This is a genomic window from Pseudomonas sp. LAMO17WK12:I5, from assembly GCF_900215165.1.
GTDB lineage: Bacteria > Pseudomonadota > Gammaproteobacteria > Pseudomonadales > Pseudomonadaceae > Aquipseudomonas > Aquipseudomonas putida_A.
Genome location: NZ_OBDS01000013.1, coordinates 64,273 through 87,359 on the forward strand (window position 1 = coordinate 64,273; position 23,087 = coordinate 87,359).

The 23,087-nt window shown below is 60.6% G+C and carries 21 protein-coding genes and 1 pseudogene; 3 read left to right on the forward strand and 19 right to left on the reverse strand.

Annotated elements, in window-relative coordinates; translation table 11 throughout:
* Positions 1-8: 8 nt before the first annotated feature.
* The 13 genes from CRO59_RS22565 to CRO59_RS22625 all read right to left on the reverse strand — a co-directional run bounded on the left by CRO59_RS22565 (position 9) and on the right by CRO59_RS22625 (position 14,476).
* Positions 9-971 (reverse strand): CheW domain-containing protein, encoded by a 963-nt coding sequence (locus CRO59_RS22565; protein ID WP_097090132.1) that lies wholly within the window; start codon positions 969-971, stop codon positions 9-11.
* 105 nt (positions 972-1,076) lie between these two features.
* Positions 1,077-1,865, reverse strand: coding sequence for a ParA family protein (locus CRO59_RS22570; RefSeq protein ID WP_003222933.1), 789 nt, complete (start codon positions 1,863-1,865; stop codon positions 1,077-1,079).
* Between the two features lie 43 nt (positions 1,866-1,908).
* Positions 1,909-2,799 carry a flagellar motor protein MotD gene (gene motD, locus CRO59_RS22575; RefSeq protein ID WP_027613922.1) on the reverse strand — a complete coding sequence of 297 codons (891 nt, stop codon included), beginning with the start codon at positions 2,797-2,799 and terminating at the stop codon, positions 1,909-1,911.
* Between the two features lie 15 nt (positions 2,800-2,814).
* Positions 2,815-3,555 carry a flagellar motor protein gene (locus tag CRO59_RS22580; protein ID WP_007967839.1) on the reverse strand — a complete coding sequence of 247 codons (741 nt, stop codon included), beginning with the start codon at positions 3,553-3,555 and terminating at the stop codon, positions 2,815-2,817.
* Positions 3,555-4,691 (reverse strand): chemotaxis response regulator protein-glutamate methylesterase, encoded by a 1,137-nt coding sequence (locus tag CRO59_RS22585; protein WP_097090133.1) that lies wholly within the window; start codon positions 4,689-4,691, stop codon positions 3,555-3,557. Before CRO59_RS22585 ends, CRO59_RS22580 begins: the two co-directional genes overlap by 1 nt.
* Before the next feature lie 49 nt (positions 4,692-4,740).
* Positions 4,741-7,023 carry a chemotaxis protein CheA gene (locus tag CRO59_RS22590; protein ID WP_097090134.1) on the reverse strand — a complete coding sequence of 761 codons (2,283 nt, stop codon included), beginning with the start codon at positions 7,021-7,023 and terminating at the stop codon, positions 4,741-4,743.
* Between the two features lie 54 nt (positions 7,024-7,077).
* Entirely contained in the window at positions 7,078-7,866 is a 789-nt protein-coding gene (locus tag CRO59_RS22595; RefSeq protein WP_027613919.1) for a protein phosphatase CheZ, read from the reverse strand.
* 17 nt (positions 7,867-7,883) lie between these two features.
* Entirely contained in the window at positions 7,884-8,255 is a 372-nt protein-coding gene (locus CRO59_RS22600) for a chemotaxis response regulator CheY (RefSeq protein ID WP_024012118.1), read from the reverse strand.
* A gap of 165 nt (positions 8,256-8,420) precedes the next feature.
* Complete coding sequence (gene fliA, locus CRO59_RS22605; RefSeq protein ID WP_007920004.1) at positions 8,421-9,161, reverse strand: RNA polymerase sigma factor FliA; 741 nt, start codon at positions 9,159-9,161, stop codon at positions 8,421-8,423.
* Positions 9,158-9,988, reverse strand: coding sequence for a flagellar synthesis regulator FleN (fleN, locus tag CRO59_RS22610; protein WP_003222917.1), 831 nt, complete (start codon positions 9,986-9,988; stop codon positions 9,158-9,160). Before fleN ends, fliA begins: the two co-directional genes overlap by 4 nt.
* A gap of 113 nt (positions 9,989-10,101) precedes the next feature.
* Positions 10,102-11,442 (reverse strand): flagellar biosynthesis protein FlhF, encoded by a 1,341-nt coding sequence (gene flhF / locus CRO59_RS22615; protein WP_095139383.1) that lies wholly within the window; start codon positions 11,440-11,442, stop codon positions 10,102-10,104.
* Positions 11,443-11,453: 11 nt separating this feature from the next.
* Positions 11,454-13,583 carry a flagellar biosynthesis protein FlhA gene (gene flhA / locus CRO59_RS22620; protein ID WP_027613918.1) on the reverse strand — a complete coding sequence of 710 codons (2,130 nt, stop codon included), beginning with the start codon at positions 13,581-13,583 and terminating at the stop codon, positions 11,454-11,456.
* A gap of 218 nt (positions 13,584-13,801) precedes the next feature.
* Positions 13,802-14,476 (reverse strand): hypothetical protein, encoded by a 675-nt coding sequence (locus CRO59_RS22625; RefSeq protein ID WP_027613917.1) that lies wholly within the window; start codon positions 14,474-14,476, stop codon positions 13,802-13,804.
* A gap of 604 nt (positions 14,477-15,080) precedes the next feature.
* Here CRO59_RS22625 and CRO59_RS22630 point away from each other — a divergent pair.
* The 3 genes and pseudogenes from CRO59_RS22630 to CRO59_RS22640 form a co-directional block, all read left to right on the forward strand.
* Positions 15,081-15,440 (forward strand): DUF6124 family protein, encoded by a 360-nt coding sequence (locus CRO59_RS22630; protein WP_097090135.1) that lies wholly within the window; start codon positions 15,081-15,083, stop codon positions 15,438-15,440.
* 342 nt (positions 15,441-15,782) lie between these two features.
* Positions 15,783-18,701 (forward strand): hypothetical protein, encoded by a 2,919-nt coding sequence (locus tag CRO59_RS22635; RefSeq protein WP_177409040.1) that lies wholly within the window; start codon positions 15,783-15,785, stop codon positions 18,699-18,701.
* A 29-nt stretch (positions 18,702-18,730) separates the two neighbouring features.
* Positions 18,731-18,949 (forward strand): annotated as a pseudogene (locus CRO59_RS22640) (DUF6124 family protein); the annotation flags it as partial.
* Between the two features lie 229 nt (positions 18,950-19,178).
* Here the strand turns inward: CRO59_RS22640 and flhB are convergent.
* From flhB to fliN, 6 genes are read right to left on the reverse strand one after another with little or no spacing between them, the layout of a single operon-like run.
* Positions 19,179-20,318 carry a flagellar biosynthesis protein FlhB gene (gene flhB / locus CRO59_RS22645; protein WP_097090136.1) on the reverse strand — a complete coding sequence of 380 codons (1,140 nt, stop codon included), beginning with the start codon at positions 20,316-20,318 and terminating at the stop codon, positions 19,179-19,181.
* Between the two features lie 3 nt (positions 20,319-20,321).
* The gene (fliR, locus tag CRO59_RS22650; protein WP_047599973.1) at positions 20,322-21,107 is read right to left on the reverse strand and encodes a flagellar biosynthetic protein FliR; all 786 of its coding nucleotides are present in this window, start codon (positions 21,105-21,107) and stop codon (positions 20,322-20,324) included.
* A gap of 3 nt (positions 21,108-21,110) precedes the next feature.
* A complete protein-coding gene (fliQ, locus tag CRO59_RS22655; protein WP_007920026.1) occupies positions 21,111-21,380 on the reverse strand; it encodes a flagellar biosynthesis protein FliQ in 270 nt (89 codons plus the stop codon).
* The gene (fliP, locus tag CRO59_RS22660; RefSeq protein WP_003222895.1) at positions 21,377-22,135 is read right to left on the reverse strand and encodes a flagellar type III secretion system pore protein FliP; all 759 of its coding nucleotides are present in this window, start codon (positions 22,133-22,135) and stop codon (positions 21,377-21,379) included. The genes fliQ and fliP overlap by 4 nt, the downstream gene beginning before the upstream one ends.
* Positions 22,135-22,587 (reverse strand): flagellar biosynthetic protein FliO, encoded by a 453-nt coding sequence (fliO, locus tag CRO59_RS22665; protein WP_041072979.1) that lies wholly within the window; start codon positions 22,585-22,587, stop codon positions 22,135-22,137. The genes fliP and fliO overlap by 1 nt, the downstream gene beginning before the upstream one ends.
* Positions 22,588-23,046, reverse strand: a complete 459-nt coding sequence (fliN, locus tag CRO59_RS22670) for a flagellar motor switch protein FliN (RefSeq protein ID WP_003222891.1) — start codon at positions 23,044-23,046, stop codon at positions 22,588-22,590.
* Positions 23,047-23,087: the final 41 nt, after the last annotated feature.

A 23,087-nucleotide genomic window follows, 5' to 3' on the forward strand; every position in this document is an offset into this window, starting at 1 on the left:
GTCGGCTGCTATGTCGATTTATGTAGCGGCTTGTGGCCGCCCAAGTGCTTTGCCCCGCCGCTGGCGATCAACTCGGCCAGCGCGGCTACATCAAGTAATGCACACATGTGCTCGATCACCGTGCCGGCAAGCCATGGCCGCTGACCCCGGTGACTTCTCCATTTGATTTCATTCGGATCCAGACGCAACGAACGGCTGACCTGATGCACCGCCAGGCCCCACTCGTAGCCTTGTACCGAAATCACGTACTGCAGGCCCTGACGGAAGTCATCGCGATAGCGATCCGGCATGACCCAACGCGCCGTGTCCAAGACTTTCAGATTGCCGGCCTGGCTCGGCAGAATCCCGAGGAACCATTCCGGCTGCCCGAACAGCGGCGTCAACTCGTGGCCGGCCAGCGAATAGATCGAACCGAGGCACACCAGCGGCACCGCCAGTGTCAGTCCGGCAACATCGAACAACAGGCATTCGAAGGCTTCCGAAGCCCAGGCCGGACGGCCATCGGTTTCCACCGGTGGCGGCGTGTTGCTCGGTGGCAGGTGCACTTCCACCACTGGCGGCACCAGCGTCTGTTCGACGGGTGCCGGTGCGACCGGCGCCGGTTCGGCCACAACCGGTTCCGGCGCGGTTTTCAGCAATTGGGTTTGCAGCAGCGGTGCGAGTGTCGATACCGGCGCGCGTGGCGGCTCGGCTTCTTCGATCAACGCCACTGGCGCCTTGGCGATCGGTGCGGCGGCAGGCGCGGCAACCGGGGCAGCAGGCTTGGCGGCTTTCTGCGCATCACGCGCCTGCTCTTCAAGCACCGCCGCCTGGAATTCATCCAGCGCCGCAGCGCTTTCGACCACCTCGACCGGCGCCTCGACCTGCACTTCCACTGGCGGCAACTCGTCAGGGATTTCCTGCAGCAGGCTGTCCAGATAGGACTGCAACGCCAGTTGCGGACGCGATGTCAGCTGGATTGGGCGGTTCATCGGTCAACAGCGCCAGACAGGGAAACCGCGTCGCCAGCTTCGCGAGCAGGCTCGCTCCCACAGGATTTGTGCAATTCAGGCATGGGTGATCGGAACACGGTCATCTCAGGCCACCTGCGGAACAAGTTGTTGCGCCAGCAGATGCTTGAGCAGCGCGCGGTAAGCCAGCACGCCACGACTCTTGCCATCGAACTGCGAAGGCGTGACCCCGGCCCGGCTGGCGTCGCGCAGACGCGTGTCGACCGGGATGTAACCCTGCCAGATCTCTTCGGGGAATTTGTCACGCAGCACGCGCAAGGTGCCCAGCGATGCCTGGGTGCGGCGGTCGAACAGGGTCGGCACGATGCTGAACGGCAGCGCCTGTTTGCGCGAGCGGTTGATCATCGCCAGGGTGTTGACCATGCGCTCCAGACCTTTGACGGCCAGGTGCTCGGTCTGCACCGGGATCACCAGTTGCTGGCTCGCGGCCAGGGCGTTGACCATCAACACGCCGAGCAACGGCGGGCTGTCGATGATCGCGTAATCGAAGTCCTGCCACAGCTGCGCCAGACTCTTGGCGATCACCAGGCCCAGGCCACTCTGCCCCGGCGACTGGCGCTCAAGGGTCGCGAGTGCGGTACTCGACGGCAACAGGGAGATGCGTTCGTCGCTGGTCGACAGCAGCAGCTGCCCGGGCAAGCCTTGCGGCACGCTGCCCTTGTGCAGAAACAGGTCGTAGTTGCTGTGTTCCAGGCTGTCGGGGTCGTAGCCGAAATAGCTGGTCATCGAGCCGTGCGGGTCGAGATCGACCACAACCACGCGCTTGCCCGCCTCCGCCAGCAATCCGGCTAAAGCGATGGAAGATGTGGTTTTACCGACACCACCCTTTTGATTGGCGACTGCCCAGACTCTCATTCGGTTCGTTCCTCCCGGCCGAGATGCTCGACCGAGACATAGCTCAGCGTATTAATGCGGGCGACGGAGAATTGACGGCACTCTCGCGTCCCGGCGTCTTGACCGGGGACGGTGCAGTTTGTGTGCCAGCGCGCTTCAATGCCGCGTCCGGTTGCGCATTGGCAGTACCGGTACCGGTCAGACTGCGGCGCACATCGAGGTTGCGCGACACCACCAGCACCACACGACGGTTTTTCGCCCGGCCTTCGGCGGTGGCGTTGTTGGCCACCGGCTGAAACTCACCGTAGCCCACCGAGGCCAGACGCCCGGGGTTGACGCCCTGCATCGCCAGCATCCGAACGATACTCGCCGAACGCGCCGAGGACAGTTCCCAGTTGGTCGGGTACTGCGCGGTGCGGATCGGCTGATCGTCGGTGAAGCCTTCGACGTGGATCGGGTTGTCGAACGGTTTGAGGATCGCCGCGACCTTGTCGATGATGTTGAACGCGATATCACTCGGCATTGCGTCGCCACTGCCGAACAACAGGCTGGAATTGAGTTCGATCTCGACCCACAACTCGTTGCCGCGCACGGTCATCTGGTTGGAAGCGATCAAGTCGCCGAACGCGGCACTGATGTCATCGGCAATGCTTTTCAGCGGATCGCTGGCCCCGGCGATACCGGCGTCAACCTGCTCGCTGTCCTTGACCAGCGGCTTGGCCGGGGTCACGGTCTTCGGCCGTTCCTCGCCGATCGGGATCGGCTTGAGCGAGCGATCGGAGTCAGTGAAAACCCCGATCAGCGCCTCGGAAATGACCTTGTACTTGCCTTCGTTGATCGACGAGATGGAATACATCACCACGAAGAACGCGAACAGCAGCGTGATGAAATCCGCGTAGGACACGAGCCAGCGCTCGTGATTAACGTGTTCTTCCTGATGCCTGCGGCGAGCCATAGTCCATTACCCCCATCAATCCATGAAGCCCTGAAGCTTCAGCTCGATAGAGCGAGGGTTTTCACCTTCGGCGATCGACAAAATACCTTCCAACAACATTTCGCGATAACGCGACTGCCGCAACGCGATTGACTTGAGCTTGGCCGCCACCGGCAGCAACACCAGGTTGGCACTGGCCACGCCGTAGATGGTCGCAACGAATGCCACGGCAATGCCGCTGCCCAACTGCGTCGGATCAGCGAGGTTGCCCATCACATGAATCAGGCCCATTACCGCACCGATGATGCCGATGGTCGGCGCGTAGCCGCCCATGCTTTCGAAGACTTTGGCCGCTTCGATGTCGCGGGCTTCCTGAGTGTAGAAATCCACTTCGAGGATGCTGCGGATCGCTTCCGGCTCGGCGCCATCGACCAGCAGTTGCAGGCCCTTGCGCGAGTAGTTGTCCGGTTCGGCATCGGCCACGCCTTCCAGCCCGAGCAAGCCTTCCTTGCGTGCGGTAAGGCTCCAGTTGACCACCCGGTCGATGCCACCGGCCAGATCCACCCGTGGCGGAAACAGGATCCAGGCGAGAATCTGCATGGCGCGCTTGAAGGCGCTCATCGGCGATTGCAGCAGCGCGGCACCGATGGTGCCACCGAGGACGATCAGCGCCGCAGGGCCGTTGGCCAGCGCGCCGAGGTGGCCGCCTTCAAGGAAGTTGCCGCCGATGATGGCGACGAACGCCAGAATAATCCCGATAAGGCTTAGAACATCCATCAGATACACGCCTCGACGATGTGCTTGCCGATGTCGTCCAGGCCGTAGACCGCGTCAGCCAGATCGGCTTTGACGATGGCCATCGGCATGCCGTAGATCACGCAGCTTGCTTCGTCCTGGGCCCATACCGAGCTGCCGCCCTGCTTGAGCAGACGCGCGCCTTCGCGGCCGTCGGCGCCCATGCCGGTGAGGACCACCGCCAGAACTTTGTCACCGTAGGACTTGGCTGCGGAACCGAAAGTGATGTCCACGCACGGCTTGTAATTCAGACGCTCGTCGCCCGGCAGGATTTTCACCGCGCCACGGCCGTCGATCATCATCTGCTTGCCACCCGGAGCCAGCAGCGCCAGGCCCGGACGCAGGATGTCGCCATCCTCGGCTTCCTTGACGCTGATGCGGCACAGCTTGTCCAGACGCTCGGCAAACGCCTTGGTGAACGCCGCGGGCATGTGCTGGATCAGCACGATCGGCGCCGGGAAGTTCGCCGGCAATTGAGTCAGCACCCGTTGCAGGGCAACCGGGCCGCCGGTCGAGGTACCGATGGCAACCAGTTTGTAGGCTTTGCGCTTTGGTGCCGGCGACGACGCGCTGGCGGCTGGCGCACGAGCAGGTGCCGGAGCCGGCGCCGGACGCGTTGGAGCAGCAGCGCTGTGCCCGCTGAAGCTCGAAGCCGCCGGGGCTGGCGCAGGCGTCGGTGCCGCGGCCGGAGCCGGCGCACTGTAGGCACTGAAACGACGATTACTGCGCGAGATGCTGTGGACCTTCTCGCACAGCAGTTGCTTGACCTTCTCGGGATTGCGCGAGATGTCTTCGAAATTCTTCGGCAGGAAATCCACCGCGCCGGCGTCCAGCGCATCCAGGGTGACCCGGGCGCCTTCGTGAGTCAGCGAGGAGAACATCAACACCGGGGTCGGGCAGCGCTGCATGATGTGCCGCACCGCCGTGATGCCATCCATCATCGGCATCTCGTAGTCCATGGTGATCACGTCCGGCTTGAGGGCCAGGGCCTGATCGATCGCCTCTTTACCGTTGGTGGCCGTGCCGACCACCTGGATGCTCGGATCCGCTGAAAGAATTTCCGAGACGCGGCGGCGGAAAAAACCCGAATCGTCCACCACCAGGACTTTGACTGCCATAAACACTCCATTAGGTGCAGCGGGACGTCGTCGCCCCGCCGCCCCGGATTCAAATACGCTTCGTCGCGTAACGCTTGAGCATGCTTGGAACATCAAGGATCAGCGCGATGCGGCCGTCACCGGTGATGGTGGCGCCGGACATGCCCGGAGTGCCCTGCAGCATTTTGCCCAATGGCTTGATAACCACTTCTTCCTGGCCGACCAGTTGATCGACGACGAAGCCGATCCGCTGGGTGCCCACCGAAAGGATCACCACATGGCCTTCGCGCTGCTCTTCGTGAGCGGCGGAGCTGACCAGCCAGCGCTTGAGGTAGAACAATGGCAGCGCCTTGTCCCGCACGATCACCACTTCCTGGCCATCCACCACGTTGGTGGTCGACAGGTCGAGGTGGAAGATTTCGTTGACGTTGACCAACGGGAACGCAAACGCCTGATTGCCGAGCATCACCATCAGGGTCGGCATGATCGCAAGCGTCAGCGGCACCTTGATGACGATCTTCGAGCCCTGGCCCTTGGTCGAGTAGATGTTGATCGAACCGTTGAGCTGGGAAATCTTGGTCTTCACCACGTCCATGCCGACACCGCGGCCGGACACGTCGGAGATCTCGGTCTTGGTCGAGAAACCCGGGGCGAAGATCAGGTTGTAGCACTCGGTATCGCTCAGGCGATCGGCCGCGTCCTTGTCCATCACACCGCGTTTTACCGCGATCGAACGCAGCACGTTCGGGTCCATGCCCTTGCCGTCGTCGGAGATCGACAACAGGATGTGGTCACCTTCCTGCTCGGCGGCCAGTACCACGCGACCGCCACGGGCCTTGCCCGAAGCTTCGCGCTCTTCCGGCGATTCGATGCCGTGGTCGACCGCGTTGCGCACCAAGTGGACCAATGGGTCGGCCAAGGCCTCGACAAGGTTTTTGTCGAGGTCGGTTTCTTCACCCACCAGTTCCAGGTTGATCTCTTTCTTGAGCTGACGCGCAAGGTCACGAACCAGACGCGGGAAGCGCCCGAAGACCTTCTTGATCGGCTGCATCCGGGTCTTCATCACCGCGGTCTGCAAGTCAGCCGTGACCACGTCGAGGTTCGACACGGCCTTGGACATGGCTTCGTCGCCGCTGTTGAGACCCAGGCGCACCAGGCGGTTACGCACCAGCACCAGTTCGCCGACCATGTTCATGATTTCGTCGAGACGCGCGGTATCGACCCGCACGGTGGTCTCGGCTTCGCTCGCCGGTTTTTCCGGCGGCGGAGCAGCGGCAGCACGGGCCGGGGCCGGTGCAGCAGCGGCGGCCGGTTTTGGCGCTTCGGCTTTCGGCTCAGGCTTGGGCGCAGCCTTCGGCGCAGCAGCCGGAGCGGCGACGGCCTTGGCGGCAGGCGCGACCACAGTCGACGCGGTGCCCGCAGCAGCGGCGCCAACATCGGTGAACTTGCCTTTGCCATGCAACTCGTCGAGCAGCGATTCGAATTCGTGATCGCTGATCAGATCGCTGCCGGCAGCGGCGGCCGCCGGTGCGGCAGGCGCAACCGGTGCCGAGGCGATCGCCGACTCCAGCGCTTCCACGGCAAAGTTGCCCTTGCCATGCAACTGATCGAGCAGTGCTTCGAATTCGTCGTCGGTGATGTCCGAGCTGTCGCCCGCCGCAGGTGCCGCTGGAGCGGCCTCGGTCGGTGCCACGGCGTCTGGCGCGAACTGGCCTTTGCCGTGCAGTTGATCGAGCAACGACTCGAATTCGGCGTCGGTGATTTCATCGCTGGCGGCCGCATCGGCAGCCGGCGCAGGTGCAGCAGCAGCCGGGGCTTCGGCTTCGGCCTTGACGGCGTTCAGCGAATCCAGCAGCTGTTCAAATTCGTTATCGGTGATGTCGCCCGAATCGCTCGAATCGCCTTCGACGACCAGTTCTTCGATCATCTCGGCCACTGGCGAAGCCGGGGCTTCGTCGGCCGTTTGCGGCTCGGCCAGACGCGCCAGCGCGGCCAGCAGTTCCGGGGTGGCCGCCGTGATCGGTGCACGTTCACGGACTTCGCTGAACATGCTGTTCACCGCGTCCAGCGCTTCAAGCACCACGTCCATCAGTTCTGCATCAACGCGCCGCTCACCCTTGCGCAGGATGTCGAACACGTTTTCGGCGATGTGACAGCACTCCACCAGCTCGTTGAGCTGAAGGAAGCCGGCGCCCCCTTTTACAGTGTGGAAACCGCGAAAAATTGCGTTGAGCAGATCTGCGTCATCCGGGCGGCTTTCCAGCTCGACCAGTTGCTCGGACAGTTGCTCAAGAATCTCGCCGGCCTCAACCAGGAAATCCTGAAGGATCTCTTCATCGGCGCCGAAGCTCATTAATGGGGTGCTCCTACAGGTCTAAAAACCCAAAAAACCTAAAATTCCAAAACTCTAGAATCCGAGGCTGGATAACAAATCGTCCACATCGTCCTGACCGGACACAACGTCTTCTCGTTTATCGGCATGAATCTGCGGACCTTCACCCTGCGAGAGATGTTTTTGTGGATCTTTTTCTGCAAGCATCGCGGCACGGTCGTGTTCGATGCCCGCAAAGCGGTCAACCTGACTGGCCATGAGGACGAGTTTGAGCAAATTGCTTTCGACTTCGGTGACCAGTTGGGTCACACGCTTGATCACCTGACCTGTGAGGTCCTGGTAATCCTGAGCCAGCAGGATGTCGTTGAGGTTGCTCGACACCGCACGGTTGTCCGTGCTGCTGCGTGACAGAAAACCGTCGACCCGGCGCGCCAGTTCGCGGAACTCTTCAGCTCCGACTTCACGACGCATGAAGCGGCCCCAATCGGTGCTCAGCGCCTGGGCTTCTTCAGCCAGGCCATTGACCACCGGGGTGGCGCTTTCCACCAGATCCATGGTGCGGTTGGCCGCGGCTTCGGTCAGCTTGACCACATAGCCCAGGCGTTCGGTGGCGTCGGTGATTTGCGACACTTCCTCGGCCTGCGGCATGTGCGGATCGATCTGGAAATTGACGATCGCACTGTGCAGTTCGCGTGTGAGCTTGCCCACTTCCTGATACAGGCCGCGGTCACGGGTCTGATTGAGCTCATGGATCAGTTGCACAGCGTCGCCGAACCTGCCTTTTTCAAGGCTCTCGACCAGTTCGACCGCGTGTTTTTTCAGGGTCGACTCGAAATCGCCCTGTGAAGATTCGTTATGCTCCATAGCTCCCCCGCGCGTCATCAGCCGATGCGTTCGAAAATCTTCTCGATTTTGTCTTTCAACGCCTGAGCCGTGAAAGGTTTGACCACGTAGCCGTTCACACCGGCCTGAGCGGCTTCGATGATTTGCTCGCGCTTGGCTTCAGCGGTCACCATCAGCACCGGCAGATGCTTGAGTTTTTCATCGGCACGCACGTGGCGCAGCAAGTCGATACCGGTCATGCCCGGCATGTTCCAGTCCGTTACCAGAAAGTCGATGCTGCCGCTGTTGAGTACCGGAATGGCGGTAGTGCCATCGTCGGCCTCGACGGTGTTGGTGAACCCGAGATCGCGCAGCAGGTTCTTGATGATCCGCCGCATCGTTGAGAAGTCATCAACGATGAGGATTTTCATGTCTTTGTTCAATTCGACCTCCAAGCAGTCTTAAACGCGCCCAGCACCTGGACGCGCCACTTCAATCAATCGGCGCAGCACTCGAAGGCTGTCTGGAGCACAACAGAGCAAGACCGGTGCCGTTCTCACCGCACCAGCCTCGTTCGCAGTGTCCCCACACTGCCTTCAGCGCGCTCGCCACTCCCCCAAACGCCCCCGCAAACGGGCCGCGCACTGGCTGTGTAACTGGCTGACCCGCGATTCACTGACGCCAAGGACTTCACCGATCTCCTTGAGGTTCAGCTCTTCGTCGTAGTACAGCGCCAACACCAGTCGCTCACGCTCCGGCAAATTGGCAATCGCGTCCGCCAGCGCCGCCTGGAAGCGTTCATCTTCCAGATCGCGTGACGGCTCAAGATGAGCACTGGCGCCATCCTCGTGCAGCCCTTCGTGTTCGCCGTCCTGCAACAGGTCGTCGAAACTGAACAGCCGGCTGCCCAGGGTGTCATTCAAAATCCCGTAGTAATCGTCGAGACTCAATTGGAGTTCGGCCGCAACCTCGTGATCTTTAGCGTCACGGCCGGTTTTAGCTTCAATTGAGCGAATGGCATCGCTGACCATACGGGTATTGCGGTGAACCGAGCGCGGTGCCCAATCCCCTTTGCGCACTTCATCGAGCATCGCGCCGCGGATCCGGATGCCCGCGTACGTTTCGAAACTGGCGCCTTTGCTGGCGTCATATTTGGTCGAGACTTCGAGCAGGCCGATCATCCCGGCCTGAATCAGGTCTTCAACCTGCACACTCGCCGGCAAGCGCGCCAGCAAGTGATAGGCAATGCGCTTGACCAGTGGCGCGTAACGCTCGATCAACTCGTACTGCGCGTCACGTGCCGACTTCTTGTAGTAGTTCATACCGCTCGCGGTCATAACACAGGCCCTGCTGTTTGCTGCACGAGGCGCTCGACGAAAAACTCAAGGTGGCCGCGCGGGTTGGCAGGCAGCGGCCAGGTATCGACCTTCTGCGCGATCGCCTTGAACGCCAGCGCGCACTTGGAACGCGGAAAGGCTTCATAGACCGCTCGCTGCTTCTGCACTGCCTTGCGTACGCTTTCGTCGTACGGCACGGCGCCGACGTATTGTAAGGCGACGTCGAGGAAGCGATCCGTGACCTTGGTCAACTTGGCGAACAGGTTGCGCCCTTCCTGCGGGCTCTGCGCCATGTTGGCCAGCACGCGGAAGCGGTTCATGCCGTAGTCGCGGTTGAGCAGTTTGATCAGCGCGTAGGCGTCGGTGATCGAGGTCGGCTCGTCGCAGACCACCAGCAACACTTCCTGCGCGGCGCGGACAAAACTGACTACCGAGTCACCAATACCCGCAGCGGTGTCGATCACCAGCACATCGAGATTGTCGCCGATGTCGCTGAAGGCCTGAATCAGACCGGCATGTTGCGCCGGGCTCAGGTGCACCATGCTTTGGGTGCCGGAAGCGGCCGGCACGATGCGGATCCCGCCGGGGCCCTGCAACAGCACGTCGCGCAGCTCACAGCGGCCTTCGATCACATCGGCCAGAGTACGTTTGGGGGTCAGTCCCAGCAGAACGTCGACGTTCGCCAGCCCCAGATCGGCGTCCAGCAGCATGACCCGACGGCCAAGCTCTGCCAGCGCCAGAGACAAGTTCACTGACACGTTAGTCTTGCCGACGCCACCTTTGCCGCCGGTCACCGCGATCACCTGTACGGGATGCATGCTGCCCATGTTATTTCTTTACCTTGTCTTGCATAGACGGAGGCCACATTACTGGCTGCGCGTTCTCAACCGGAACAATGCATGGCAGACCATCGATGTAGGTACAAAAACGGTTCATTACCTCAGCCAACCTGCTTGGTCGGGCTGTGGTAGATATCAGCGAACATGTCAGCCATGGCTTCTTCGCTGGGTTCTTCCTGCATTTGCACGCTGACGGCGCGGCTGACCAGTTGATGACGGCGCGGCAGATGCAGATCATCCGGAATCCGTGGGCCATCGGTCAGGTACGCGACCGGCAGTTCATGACTGATCGCCAGGCTCAACACTTCGCCAAGGCTGGCCGTCTCATCCAGTTTAGTCAGGATGCAGCCGGCTAGCCCGCAACGCTTGTAACTGTGGTACGCGGCGGTTAGAACCTGTTTCTGGCTGGTGGTTGCCAGCACCAGATAATTTTTTGAACGGATGCCACGCCCGGCCAGACTTTCCAGCTGCATGCGCAAAGCCGGATCGCTGGCCTGCAAGCCGGCGGTATCGATCAGCACCACGCGCTTGCGCAGCAGCGGGTCGAGCGCCTGCACCAGCGACTGGCCCGGATCGACGTGGGTCACCGGCACGTTGAGAATCCGCCCCAGCGTCTTCAGTTGTTCCTGCGCACCGATGCGGAAACTGTCCATGCTGACCAGCGCGACATTCTGCGCGCCGTACTTGAGCACGTAGCGCGCAGCGAGTTTGGCCAGGGTGGTGGTCTTGCCCATGCCGGCCGGGCCGACCATGGCAATCACCCCGCCCTCTTCCAGCGGCTCGACTTCCGGTACGGCAATCATCCGCGCCAGGTGCGCGAGCAGCATGCGCCAAGCCTGACGTGGTTCTTCAATATCGGTGATCATCGCCAGCAGATCGCGCGACAACGGCCCGGACAGACCGATACGTTGCAGACGACGATACAGATTGGCTTGTGCCGGACGGCTGCCTTGCAGCTGATTCCAGGCCAGCGTGCCGAGCTGCACTTCCATCAGCTCACGCAGGCTGTTCAATTCGAAACGCATCGAATCCAGCGCACGCGGATCGACCCCAGCGGCCGCCGGTGCAGGTGCCGGAGCCGGACGCGCCGGGGCGGCGTAAGTCGGTTCGCTCAACGGTTCGGCAGCAGTCAGCGGCAGGCCGGCCGTCAACGGCAGCCCGGCGAACAACTGGCGATTGGTGTTGCCGTCGGCTTCGCCACGCAGGCTCAGCTCGGCCTGAGCAGTAACGATGCGCGACTGGGTCTTGCGCAGCTCGTCCTCGAGTTCCATGTTCGGAACCCGTGGCGCCAGCGCCGACAATTTGTAATCCAGTGCCGCCGTCAGCTCGACGCCGCCGGCAATGCGGCGGTTGCCAATGATGGCGGCATCAGCGCCCAGCTCATCACGAACCAGCTTCATGGCCTGACGCATATCGGCGGCGAAAAAACGCTTAACTTGCATAAACCACTACCTCAGCCGTTGGGCCCTACTGTCGCAACGATGGTCACTTGCTTGTTGTCCGGAATTTCCTGGTAGGCCAGCACGTGCAGCCCTGGAACTGCGAGGCGGCCGAAACGCGAGAGCATCGCGCGGATCGGGCCTGCTACCAACAGGATCACCGGTTGACCTTGCATTTCCTGGCGCTGCGCCGCTTCGATGAGCGAACGCTGCAGCTTCTCGGCCATGCTTGGCTCCAGCAGAACGCCCTCTTCAGAGCCTTGTCCTGCCTTCTGCAGACTATTGAGCAATATTTGTTCCAACCTTGGTTCCAGGGTGATCACAGGCAGCTCGGAGTCAGTGCCTACAATGCTTTGGACGATGGCGCGGGATACGCCGACGCGCACTGCGGCGACCAAGGCGGCGGTATCTTGACTCTTGGCGGCGTTGTTGGCGATAGCCTCGGCAATGCTGCGGATATCGCGCACCGGCACGTGTTCGGCGAGCAACGCCTGCAGCACTTTGAGCAACTGCGACAGCGAAACCACACCCGGCACCAGCTCTTCAGCCAGTTTCGGCGAGCTTTTGGCCAGCAATTGCATGAGTTGCTGCACTTCCTCGTGGCCGATCAGCTCGCTGGAGTGCTTGTACAGAATCTGGTTCAAGTGGGTCGCGACCACGGTACTGGCGTCGACCACGGTGTAACCGAGCGATTGCGCCTGGGCGCGCTGGCTGACTTCGATCCACACCGCCTCCAGGCCGAAAGCCGGATCTTTGGCGGTAATGCCGTTGAGCGTGCCGTAGACCTGCCCCGGGTTGATCGCCAGTTCGCGATCCGGGTAGATCTCGGCTTCGGCCAGAATCACCCCCATCAGGGTCAGGCGATAGGCGCTCGGCGCCAGATCGAGGTTGTCGCGAATGTGCACGGTCGGCATCAGGAAGCCCAGATCCTGCGAGAGCTTCTTGCGCACACCCTTGATCCGCGCCAGCAACTGACCGCCCTGATTGCGATCCACCAGCGGAATCAGGCGGTAACCGACTTCCAGACCGATCATGTCGATCGGCGTCACGTCATCCCAGCCCAGCTCCTTGGTTTCCATGGCGCGGGCCGGCGACGGCAACAGTTCCTGCTGACGCTGAACTTCTTGCAGCGCCTGGACCTTGGCGACGTTCTGCTTTTTCCAGAACAGGTACGCGCCACCGGCAGCCAGCGCAGCCATGCTCAGGAACGAGAAGTGCGGCATGCCCGGGACCAGACCCATGACCGCCATCAAACCAGCGGCCACCGCCAGCGCTTTTGGCGAGGCGAACATCTGCCGGTTGATCTGTTTGCCCATGTCTTCCGAACCGGAAGCACGGGTCACCATGATCGCTGCCGCTGTCGATAACAACAGTGATGGCAATTGCGCCACCAAACCGTCACCGATGGTCAGCAAGGCGTAAACCTTGCCCGCGTCGGCGAAGGTCATGTTGTGCTGGAAGATACCGACGGCCATACCGCCGATGAGGTTGATGAACAGAATCAGCAGGCCGGCGATGGCGTCACCGCGAACGAACTTGCTGGCACCGTCCATCGAACCGTAGAACTCGGCCTCTTGGGCCACTTCCTGACGGCGGGCCTTGGCCTGGTTCTGGTCGATCAGACCGGCGTTGAGGTCGGCGTCGATCGCCATTTGCTTGCCGGGCATCGCATCGAGGGTGAAGCGCGCGCTCACCTCGGAAATCCGCCCGGCACCCTTGGTCACCACGACGAAGTTGATGATCATCAGGATCGCGAACACCACGATACCGACCACGTAGTTACCGCCGATCACCACCTCACCGAAGGCCTGAATCACCTTACCGGCAGCGGCGTGGCCGTCCTGACCGTGGAGCATCACCACCCGCGTCGAGGCCACGTTCAACGCCAGCCGCAGCAGCGTCGCCACCAGCAGAATGGTCGGGAACACCGCGAAATCCAGCGGCCGCAGCGCATACACGCAGACCAGCAGGACGACGATCGACAGGGCGATGTTGAAGGTGAAAAACACGTCCAGCAGGAACGGCGGCACCGGCAACATCATCATCGCCAGCATGACCAGCAGCAACAACGGCACGCCCAGATTGCCTCGACTGAGGTCGGCAACATTCGAGCGAGCAGTGTTGAATAACTGAGAGCGATCCACCGGTTTTCCCCGTTCCTTTAAAGCAAACTTTTGACGCCCAAAGCAGGCGCACGGCGGCTACTGCAAGAAGCCTTCCAACTTTTGCCGGGGATTGAAATTGAGGTTTGCTTCAGGGGAATTGTCTTGCCAGAAGCTGGGCGCCATGGAGCCGACCGCAAAACAGACGCAGACGGCTATCACCCTTAGCCCAGGTGAAAAAAATCAGAAAACCCGCGTACTCACGGATACCCGGCAGTCAAAATTTGCTCTGGATTAATCTCACCAAGACGCAAATTGCGGCCCACCAGGTAGCGCGTACCCTTACGGATCTGCTTCCCTCCCACGTCGACAAGCGCCTCCTCAGAATCGCCCAAAGTCACGATTTTCTCAGGCTCATGAAAAGGATTGTCGGGATCTGCCTTCAACACACTCAGTGCCCAGACAAAGTAAATGTCCGGCACATCCTGCGGCTCGATCTTCCTCTTGATCCGCGGCTCGATCTCCCATCGAAAGTCCTGTCCTCCCGTGACCTGTAACTGATCACCGACCATGTGAAATTGTGGTTTGTGATAACGCATCAGTAGGCCACCGCCAATGCTGCTCCATATATCGTAGTAGTTGTTGGGCGAAGAGAAAACGCTGACCAACTCTTTAACGGTGCCAATGTTGCCAGCGGCACTATTGAATCTGTTGTAGAGACCATGGTGGGCTACCCCGTCCAACCTTGGCGTGATCGCATTGATATACGAATCGAGATAGCCCGGCACATACGCATCGCTCATGTGCACGAAATGCGTGAAGTCCAACATCGCCATAAAAGAGAACGTGCAAGCGATATGATCAGACTCTTTCACCACCGACCCGGAAACGAACTCAAACCTCATTCCTTCAAGCTTTCTGTAGTTATCTGGCATGACCTTCTCCTTGGCGAATGTTAAAGACAGGTCAGAAGGCGACTTGCCCGTGAAACCTGCCAAGGAACATGGAATAGCTGAATGCCCATTGTGTCCACTGTCAGAACTAACAGGTAGAGGTCTTTTTCAGATAAACGGAAGGCCGCGGTCTTTTGATTTATCAGGAATCGCGCCGCAATGAACACAGATTGGCGGTATCACACAGATCCCCTGTGGGAGCGGCTTGCTCGCGAAGAGGCCATCCGCGACACCACAGAGTCATGAGCAGCACTTTTAAACGCTGGCGTTTGATAGACACCTCCAGACACGCCTTGCGGGCTACACATCCTTGCGCCATTGCCTACAGCTACGCCAGAATCCGCCGGCTTGTGCGCCTTGGGGGCGGGTTCTATTGTGGGTCGGTCGCTGACGAATCAGCGATCGGGTCTCGCAGCCCGCTGATTTCTAGACGCACAACTTCCGTCCTCGTTTTATGGCGGCTGTACGTGGGAGACCTTTGGGTCTGCCGGTTCTAGAGTCCCGGTCTGCGACCCGCGTATAGCTGCCACCTCCCTTTCGTATCGCAGCGAAATGTGGCAGCTCCGTCGACTCTAGGAGCCTCAGCATGATCAAACCAACACCCAACCCACCCGAAACCGACGCCACCTCCCCCTACGAATCCCTCGATTCAAAAAAGCTCCACGAAGCCGCCGACCGCGCCCTCGACCACTACCTCTGCTCGCCCGGCGCCACGCCCATTCAACGTAAAACCCGTTCGATGTACGCCGTGACCGCAGACTTCAAAAACGAAGAACTGCTGGCCGATGCCTGCGAAACACTCGCCTCGGCCAGAACCATCGCCAATGACTTCGCCCATCTGATACCGGCGTCGCAGCGCAGGACGCTGCTGGGCATCGCGCAACTGATCATGCTCGGCGAGCTGGCGGTGAATCGGGCGCTGGATAATCTGCAGTTGCCGCAGTAGCAGGGATCTGTGACAAGCCCTGAGTGAGGCGTTGTGGCTGCTGACGTCTTCGCGGGCAAGCCCGCTCCCACAGGGATTGGTGTCGATCACAAACCTGTGCCTGCACGCCGAACCGGTGGGAGCGGGCTTGCTCGCGAAAGCGGCCTCACAGCCGAAACATGTCTCCAGGCATAAAAAACCGCCACCTCATTTAACCGGGCTGCGGTTTGTCGGCTCTTTTCTTCAGCCCACATGACCACTTGTCGGAAACCCGCCAGCACCTGTCAGATCTGACAGGTGCCTAATTCCTCCAACGCGCGCTCAATAACTCCGTCACCCAGCCCCCCGACCGGAGTTCGCCAGATGTCCAGCAAGCAAACCCCTCAAGCCCTCAGACCTCCGTATCTTCCGGCACTGGTCAACCTCAGCCCTGCCGAACACTATGACGGCGGCATACCCATCAGAGCCGTGGAAGGCGATCTGCAAGGCATCATCCCCGCCTGGCTGACCATGTCCGTTGGCGATCTGGCCGAGGTGTTCTGGGGCAATGACCAGGCAGCGGCCTGGAGCAAGACCCTCGAGAACGATGCCGAGCTCAACCAGGACCTGGTTTTCACCATTGCCAAGGGCCAGGTACTTGAGGGGGATGCCACGCCAGTGTTCTACCGGATCACGCGCAAGAACCAGGGCGCCCCGGAGGACTCGAAACCGGTCATGACCCTGCTGGTCAAACTCACGCGTCCCGGGGGGTACGATGACATTCCCGGCGATGACGGCCACTCCGATCTCAAGTTCTCCCTCTCCCATAAAGAGGTCGATGAAAACCTGCCGCCCAGCGGGGTGACGATGCACATCGTGCCCTACCGCAACCTCACCCGATACGACCGCATTCTCGCCCGCTGGGGCAGCCAGCAAGTGGTGCATATCGTTACGCCGGAACAGGCCCAGGACCCGATCAGAAACTCGATCGAGGTTGTCTTCAGCCGCGCCGTTATCGACGCCGCCGGGGACGGTGATCGTGTCGCGGTGGCTTATCAGGTCATTGACCGCTGCGGTAATTACCCGGACGAACGTGCGCCGTGGTCAGCGACGCGTGAATTGCTGGTGGACCTGGGGGGCAATCGGCTGGACGAACCGCAGGTGCTGGTCAACGGCATTCCAACCGACAGCATCGACCTCGACCAGCTCGGGGATGACGATGTGATCGCCCGCGTTTACATCACCAAGGACGATTTTGCGGTGGGCGACAAGGTGCTCCTGACCTGGATCGGCACCCCGGCGCAAGGCTCGCAGATCATCGTCGGGCCGCTGGAGAAAGAGGTGTCGTACGTGCCCTTACAACTCGATTTCCCCATCCCCAACGCCGCCGTCAAAGCCATTGCCAAAGGCGCAGCCTCGGTCGGCTATGTGCGCCGTCGCAGCGATGAAAGCGACCGCCGCTCAAAAAATGCCAGCGTCACCGTGATTGGCGACATCAGCCAGTTAGTCGCCCCCACCGTCGACGAGGCACCGGGCGGAACGTTGCCACCCGAAACGCCTTGGGCGACTGTGCAGATCCCTTGGTATCCCGGTCGCAACAGCAGCGACCTGCTCAACCTGATCTGGTGGGCCCAGGCGCCCGGTAACGACACCGTTTATTACGAAGATCCCCGCCCGGTCGGCAACGTAGCGGACAATCAGCCCGTCCTGCGCAGCGTGAGCAATGCCGAAATCCAGCGTTTCAACGGCCTGAACGTCAAGGTCTATTACGTCGTCACCAACAGCGAAACGGGGCTGTTGAGCGTTCGCGAGTCGCTGCCGTTCATGATGCAAGTCGGCGTGGCACTGCCGACGTTCGACCGGCCGGAAGTCGAGGGCGCAGATGCCAACGACGTGCTCGATCCGGACGACGTGCCACCCACCGGTGCCACGCTGGTGGTGCCGTACCTCGGCACCCGCGACAAGGATCGTGTGAACTACCGTTGGCGCGGCTCTGCCAGCGGCGGTAGCGTCAGCGACCATGTCGACCTCATCCCCGCCACCGCCGGCAGGCCTGTGCGGATTACCGTTGAGAAAAAATACGTGACCACCAACCTGAACGGTACGGTGGTCGCCGATTACAGCATTCAGCGGGCGGGCGAGACGCTGGGGCATTCTCATGAGTTGACGTTGCGCATCGGGACGGCGCTGGGGGAGCTACCGCCACCGTTCCTTGTAGCACCGGCCACCGATCCGATTGATGTCCTGGCCTACCCGAACGGGGTGACGGTGCGCATCGAATACCCAGAAGCATTGAGCGGCGACCAGGCATGCCTGGTGGAGGTCGATCCCCCAGCAGGCACGCCACCGTTTCCTTTGGTGGAGTTCGACAACAAGCGGGTGGATACAGTATTGAGCCCCGCGTTTTTGGCGGCGCGACATGGCAAGGTGATCGAGCTGCGCGGGAACTTGTATCGCAACGGTGGCCACGCTGGCCAATCAGACGCGATCAAGGTGAGACTGCTGAAAATTATCGATGAAGACCCGCGTCTTCCAACACCTAATATCGACGGCAACACCAGTAAAGAGTTGAGCGTTCAAGACCTCACAACAGACGCACGGATTCTCGCGGAAAGATGGCCGTTGTTCGAACCAGGACAACCGATCTGGGCAACCTGTAGAGGCTTTGACAAGAACGGCGAGCCGATAACCAACGACGTCAGGTCGGGAGAGCCCAATGATTCGCCGGATGGATTGTCCCTGGCGGCTCCGATTGAGTGGTTAAAAGAACTGAAGGACGGAACTGAGCTGACGATCAGCGTGAAAGTAAATCTTGACGGAATAGCCAGTGAGTTGACCGCGACAGCCTGCCCACCTCGAATCTATAGCCTTAGAGGCACCCAGAGAGATGAAAACTTTGATAATGTCCCGCCTCAACTTATAGGGCCATTGGAAACTTTGGATACTGGTGCGATAAGCATCATTAATCAAAGCTCAACAGGATCACTGAAAATCGTCACATTTAATAGGGATAGCGCTTCAGGGGCGATAGAAGGAAACGTGTTAATTAACGAGAGCGCTGTAACCAAATTCAGGATAGAGCTCAAAGCCCCCGTGCAAAGATTAAGCTTCCACTACGCTGACGTTCAAGCCACCCAAGGCAAAATCTTATTCTACGGCCCAGATGGATATATAGACGAAAGACCACTAATCAGCAGCGCAGGTATTTCACAGTTAATTTTTTCAGCGGCGAACATCAATTACATTGAATTTTATAACGGAGGCGAAGAACAAGTAATTTTCGATAACTTTATGTTCAACTGATTTCTGTAAGCGCCTCAATTGGGGCGCTTGAAACCCGCTCGATGTACGCCGTGACCGCAGACTTCAAAAACGAAGAACTGCTGGCCGATGCTTGCGAAACACTCGCTTCAGCCAGAACCATCGCCAATGACTTCGCCCATCTGATACCGGCGTCGCAGCGCAGGACACTGTTGGGCATCGCGCAACTGATCATGCTCGGCGAGTTGGCGGTGAATCGGGCGCTGGATAATCTGGGGTTGCCGCAGTAGCAGGAATCGGTGACAAGCCTTGAATGAAGCGTTGTGGCTGCTGACGTCTTCGCGAGCAAGCCCGCTCCCACAGGGATTGGGGTCGATCACAAACCTGTGCCTGCACGCCGAACCTGTGGGAGTGGGCTTGCTCGCGAAGGCGGCCTCACAGCCGACACATGTCTTCAGGCATAAAAAAACCGCCGCCCCGTTCAATCGGGATGGCGGTTTTTATTGCGTCACTGTCAAGTCAGGAATCGCGCCGCAGATCCGGCGGGATCGGCAGATCGTCTTTCAGTGGATCCGGGCGTTTGCCCTTGCCGGCGCGGTACTGGCGGATCTGGTAGACGTAGGCCAGTACCTGAGCGACCGCCAGGTACAGGCCGCCGGGGATTTCCTGCTCCAGCTCGGTGGAGTAATAGATCGAACGCGCCAGCCCCGGCGATTCGAGGAGCATGACGTTGTTGGCGACGGCGATTTCGCGGATCTTCAGCGCGAGGAAGTCGCTGCCCTTGGCCAGCAGCACTGGCGCGCCGCCCTTCTCCGAGTCGTACTTGAGCGCGACGGCGTAGTGGGTCGGGTTGGTGATGACCACGTCGGCGTCGGGAATCGCCGCCATCATCCGCCGCTGCGACATCTCGCGCTGGGTCTGGCGGATGCGCTGCTTGACCTCTGGCCGGCCTTCCTGATCCTTGTGCTCGTCGCGCACTTCCTGCTTGGTCATCAGCAGTTTCTTGTGGGCTTCCCAGAGCTGCACCGGCACGTCGACGGCGGCAATGATGATCAGGCCGCAGGCCAGCCACAACGTACTCCAGCCGACCAGCGTGACACTGTGAATGATCGCCATTTCGAGCGGCTCGTGGGCGATCCGCAAGAAATCATCGACATCCGCCGACAACACCGCCAACGCCACCCCGAGGGTGATCAGAAATTTGGCCAGCGCCTTGAGCAGTTCGACCACCGCCTTGAACGAGAACATCCGCTTCAGGCCCGCGGCCGGGTTCATCCGGCTGAATTTGGGTGCCATGGAGCCGGCCGCAAACAGCCAGCCACCGAGGGAGATCGGCCCGATCAGCGCCGCCAGCAACAGGGTGATCATGATCGGCTGGATCGCCAACAGTGCCATCTGACCCGACTGCAACAGGAACCTGCCCATGGCCCCCTGGTCCATGATCACTTCGCGCGAGAGGGTGAAGTTCAGGCGCATCAGCTCCATCAGGTCTTCGGCCAGCATGCCGCCGAACACCAGCAGCGCACCGGCACCGGCCATCATCACGGCGAGGGTGTTGAGCTCTTTAGAACGGGCAATCTCACCCTTCTCACGGGAGTCTTTTTTGCGTTTGTCCGTGGGGTCTTCTGTTTTGTCCTGACCGCTTTCGCTCTCTGCCATGGCTCAGCGCGCCCGTGCCAGTTCGCGTAACAACTGCAAGGCCTCGGAGGCCAGCGGTTGATACTGATTGAGGATGTCCGCCAGACCGACCCAGACGATGAACAGGCCCAGCACCAGAGTCAGCGGAAAACCGATGGAGAAAATGTTCAGTTGCGGCGCGGCGCGGGTCATCACGCCGAAGGCGATGTTGACCACCAGCAGCGCGGTGACCGCCGGCAGCACCAGCAACAACGCCGCCCCGAGAACCCAGCCAAGCTTGCCGGCCAGCTCCCAGTATTGCGCGGTCATCAAGCCGCCGCCGACCGGCAGCGTGGTGAAGCTTTCGGTGAGCACTTCGAAGACCACCAGGTGGCCGTTCATCGACAGGAACAGCAAGGTCACCAGCATGGTGAAGAACTGCCCGATCACCGCCACCGAGACGCCGTTGGCCGGGTCAACCATCGAGGCGAAGCCCATACCCATCTGGATCGCGACAATCTGCCCGGCCACGGCAAACGCCTGAAAAAACAGTTGCAGGGAAAACCCCAGCACCGCACCGACCAGAATCTGCTCGGCAATCAGCAGCAGGCCACTGAGATCCAGCGGGCTGACCGCTGGCATCGGCGGCAGGCTCGGCGCAATGCACACGGTAATGGCCACGGCGAAATACAGGCGTATCCGCCGCGACACCAGCGTGGTGCCGAACACCGGCATGACCATCAGCATCGAGGCGACGCGAAACAGTGGCAACATGAACGACGCCACCCAGGTACTGATCTGGGTGTCGGTCAACTGAAGCAGCGATTGCATGGCTTAGCCGATGACCATCGGAATGTTTTTGTACAACTGAATGATGTATTCCATGAACGTCTGCACGATCCACGGGCCGGCGACGATCAGGGTCACCAGCATCACCAGCAGACGCGGCAGGAAGCTCAGGGTCTGTTCGTTGATCTGCGTCGCCGCCTGAAACATCGCCACCAACAAACCGACCAACAGGCTCGGCACCACCAGAATCGCGACCATCAATGTGGTCAGCCAAAGGGCTTCACGAAAGATATCGACCGCAACTTCCGGCGTCATGGCGAGACACCTCCGAAACTGCTGGCCAGGGTGCCGATAATCAGCGCCCAGCCATCCACCAGCACGAACAGCATGATCTTGAACGGCAGCGAAATGATCAGCGGCGAGAGCATCATCATACCCATCGCCATCAGCACACTGGCCACGACCAGGTCGATGATCAGGAACGGAATGAAGATCATGAAGCCGATCTGGAACGCGGTTTTAAGCTCAGAGGTGACGAACGCCGGCACCAGAATCGTCAGTGGCGCCTGATCCGGGGTGGCGATGTCGGTGCGCTTGGACAGACGCATGAACAGCTCCAGATCGCTGGTGCGGGTCTGGGCGAGCATGAAGTCCTTGATCGGTACCTGAGCCTTTTCCACCGCCTGCTGCGCGGTGAGTTTTTCCGCCAGATACGGCTGCAGCGCATCGTTGTTCACCCGATCGAACACCGGGGCCATGATGAACATGGTGAGGAACAGGGCCATGCCGGTGAGGATCTGGTTCGACGGCGTCTGCTGCAGGCCGAGGGCCTGACGCAGGATCGAGAAGACGATGATGATCCGGGTGAAACTGGTCATCAGGATCACGGCCGCCGGAATGAAGCTGAGGGCGGTCATGATCAGCAGGATCTGCAGGCTGACCGAATACTCCTGCGCGCCGTCGGCGTTGGTGCCCAGCGTGATCGCCGGAATCGACAACGGATCGGCGGCGAACGCCAGCGGCGCGGCCAGCATCAAGGCCAGCGTCAAGACGATGCGTAGCGCACCCATTACTTCTTATCCTTCTGATCCTTGCCGAGAATCTTCAGCAGATGCTGGGCAAATTCCGGGGTCGCTTTTTCGCTGCTGCTCGGCACTTGCACCGGCTCCTTGAGCACGTGCAGCGCGGTGATGGTGCCGGGGCTGAGGCCGAGCAGAATCTGCTCGTTGCCGACCTGCACCAGCATCAACCGGTCACGCGGACCGAGTGCGCGGGAGCCGATCAGCTCGATCACCTGGCCCTTGCCCGCCGGCCCTGCCTGCTGCACCCGGCGCAGCAGCCAGGCGAGGAAGAAGATCAACCCCAGCACCAGCAACAGACCGAACACCAGTTGCGTCAGTTGCCCGGCCACGCCGCTGCTGACCATCGGCGCGGTGGCAGCAGGCACGGTCGTCGCCGTCGACGGCTCGGCGGCCAGCACGCTCAATGGCAGTGCCAGCAAAGCCCAGAGAAACCGTTTCACTCAGCGCAGCTTCTTGATGCGTTCGCTTGGGCTGATCACGTCGGTCAGGCGGATGCCGAACTTCTCGTTGACCACCACCACTTCGCCGTGCGCGATCAGGGTGCCGTTGACCAGCACGTCCAGCGGCTCGCCGGCCAGACGATCGAGCTCGATCACCGAACCCTGGTTCAGTTGCAGCAGGTTGCGGATGTTGATGTCGGTGCTGCCCACTTCCATCGAGATCGACACCGGGATGTCGAGGATCACGTCCAGGTTCGGACCGTCCAGGGTCACCGGATCGTTATTCTTCGGCACGCTGCCGAACTCTTCCATCGGCAGACGGTTGGAGCTTGCGGCGCCAGCGTCGGCGGCCAGCAGCGCGTCGATGTCAGCCTGGCTACCATCACCGGTCTCTTCCAGGGCCGCAGCCCATTCGTCGGCCAGTGCCTGATCGTCCTGGGCGTTCATTTCGTCGTTCATCATTTGTCCTCGGCGGGCAACAATTCAGTTAAATGCGTGGG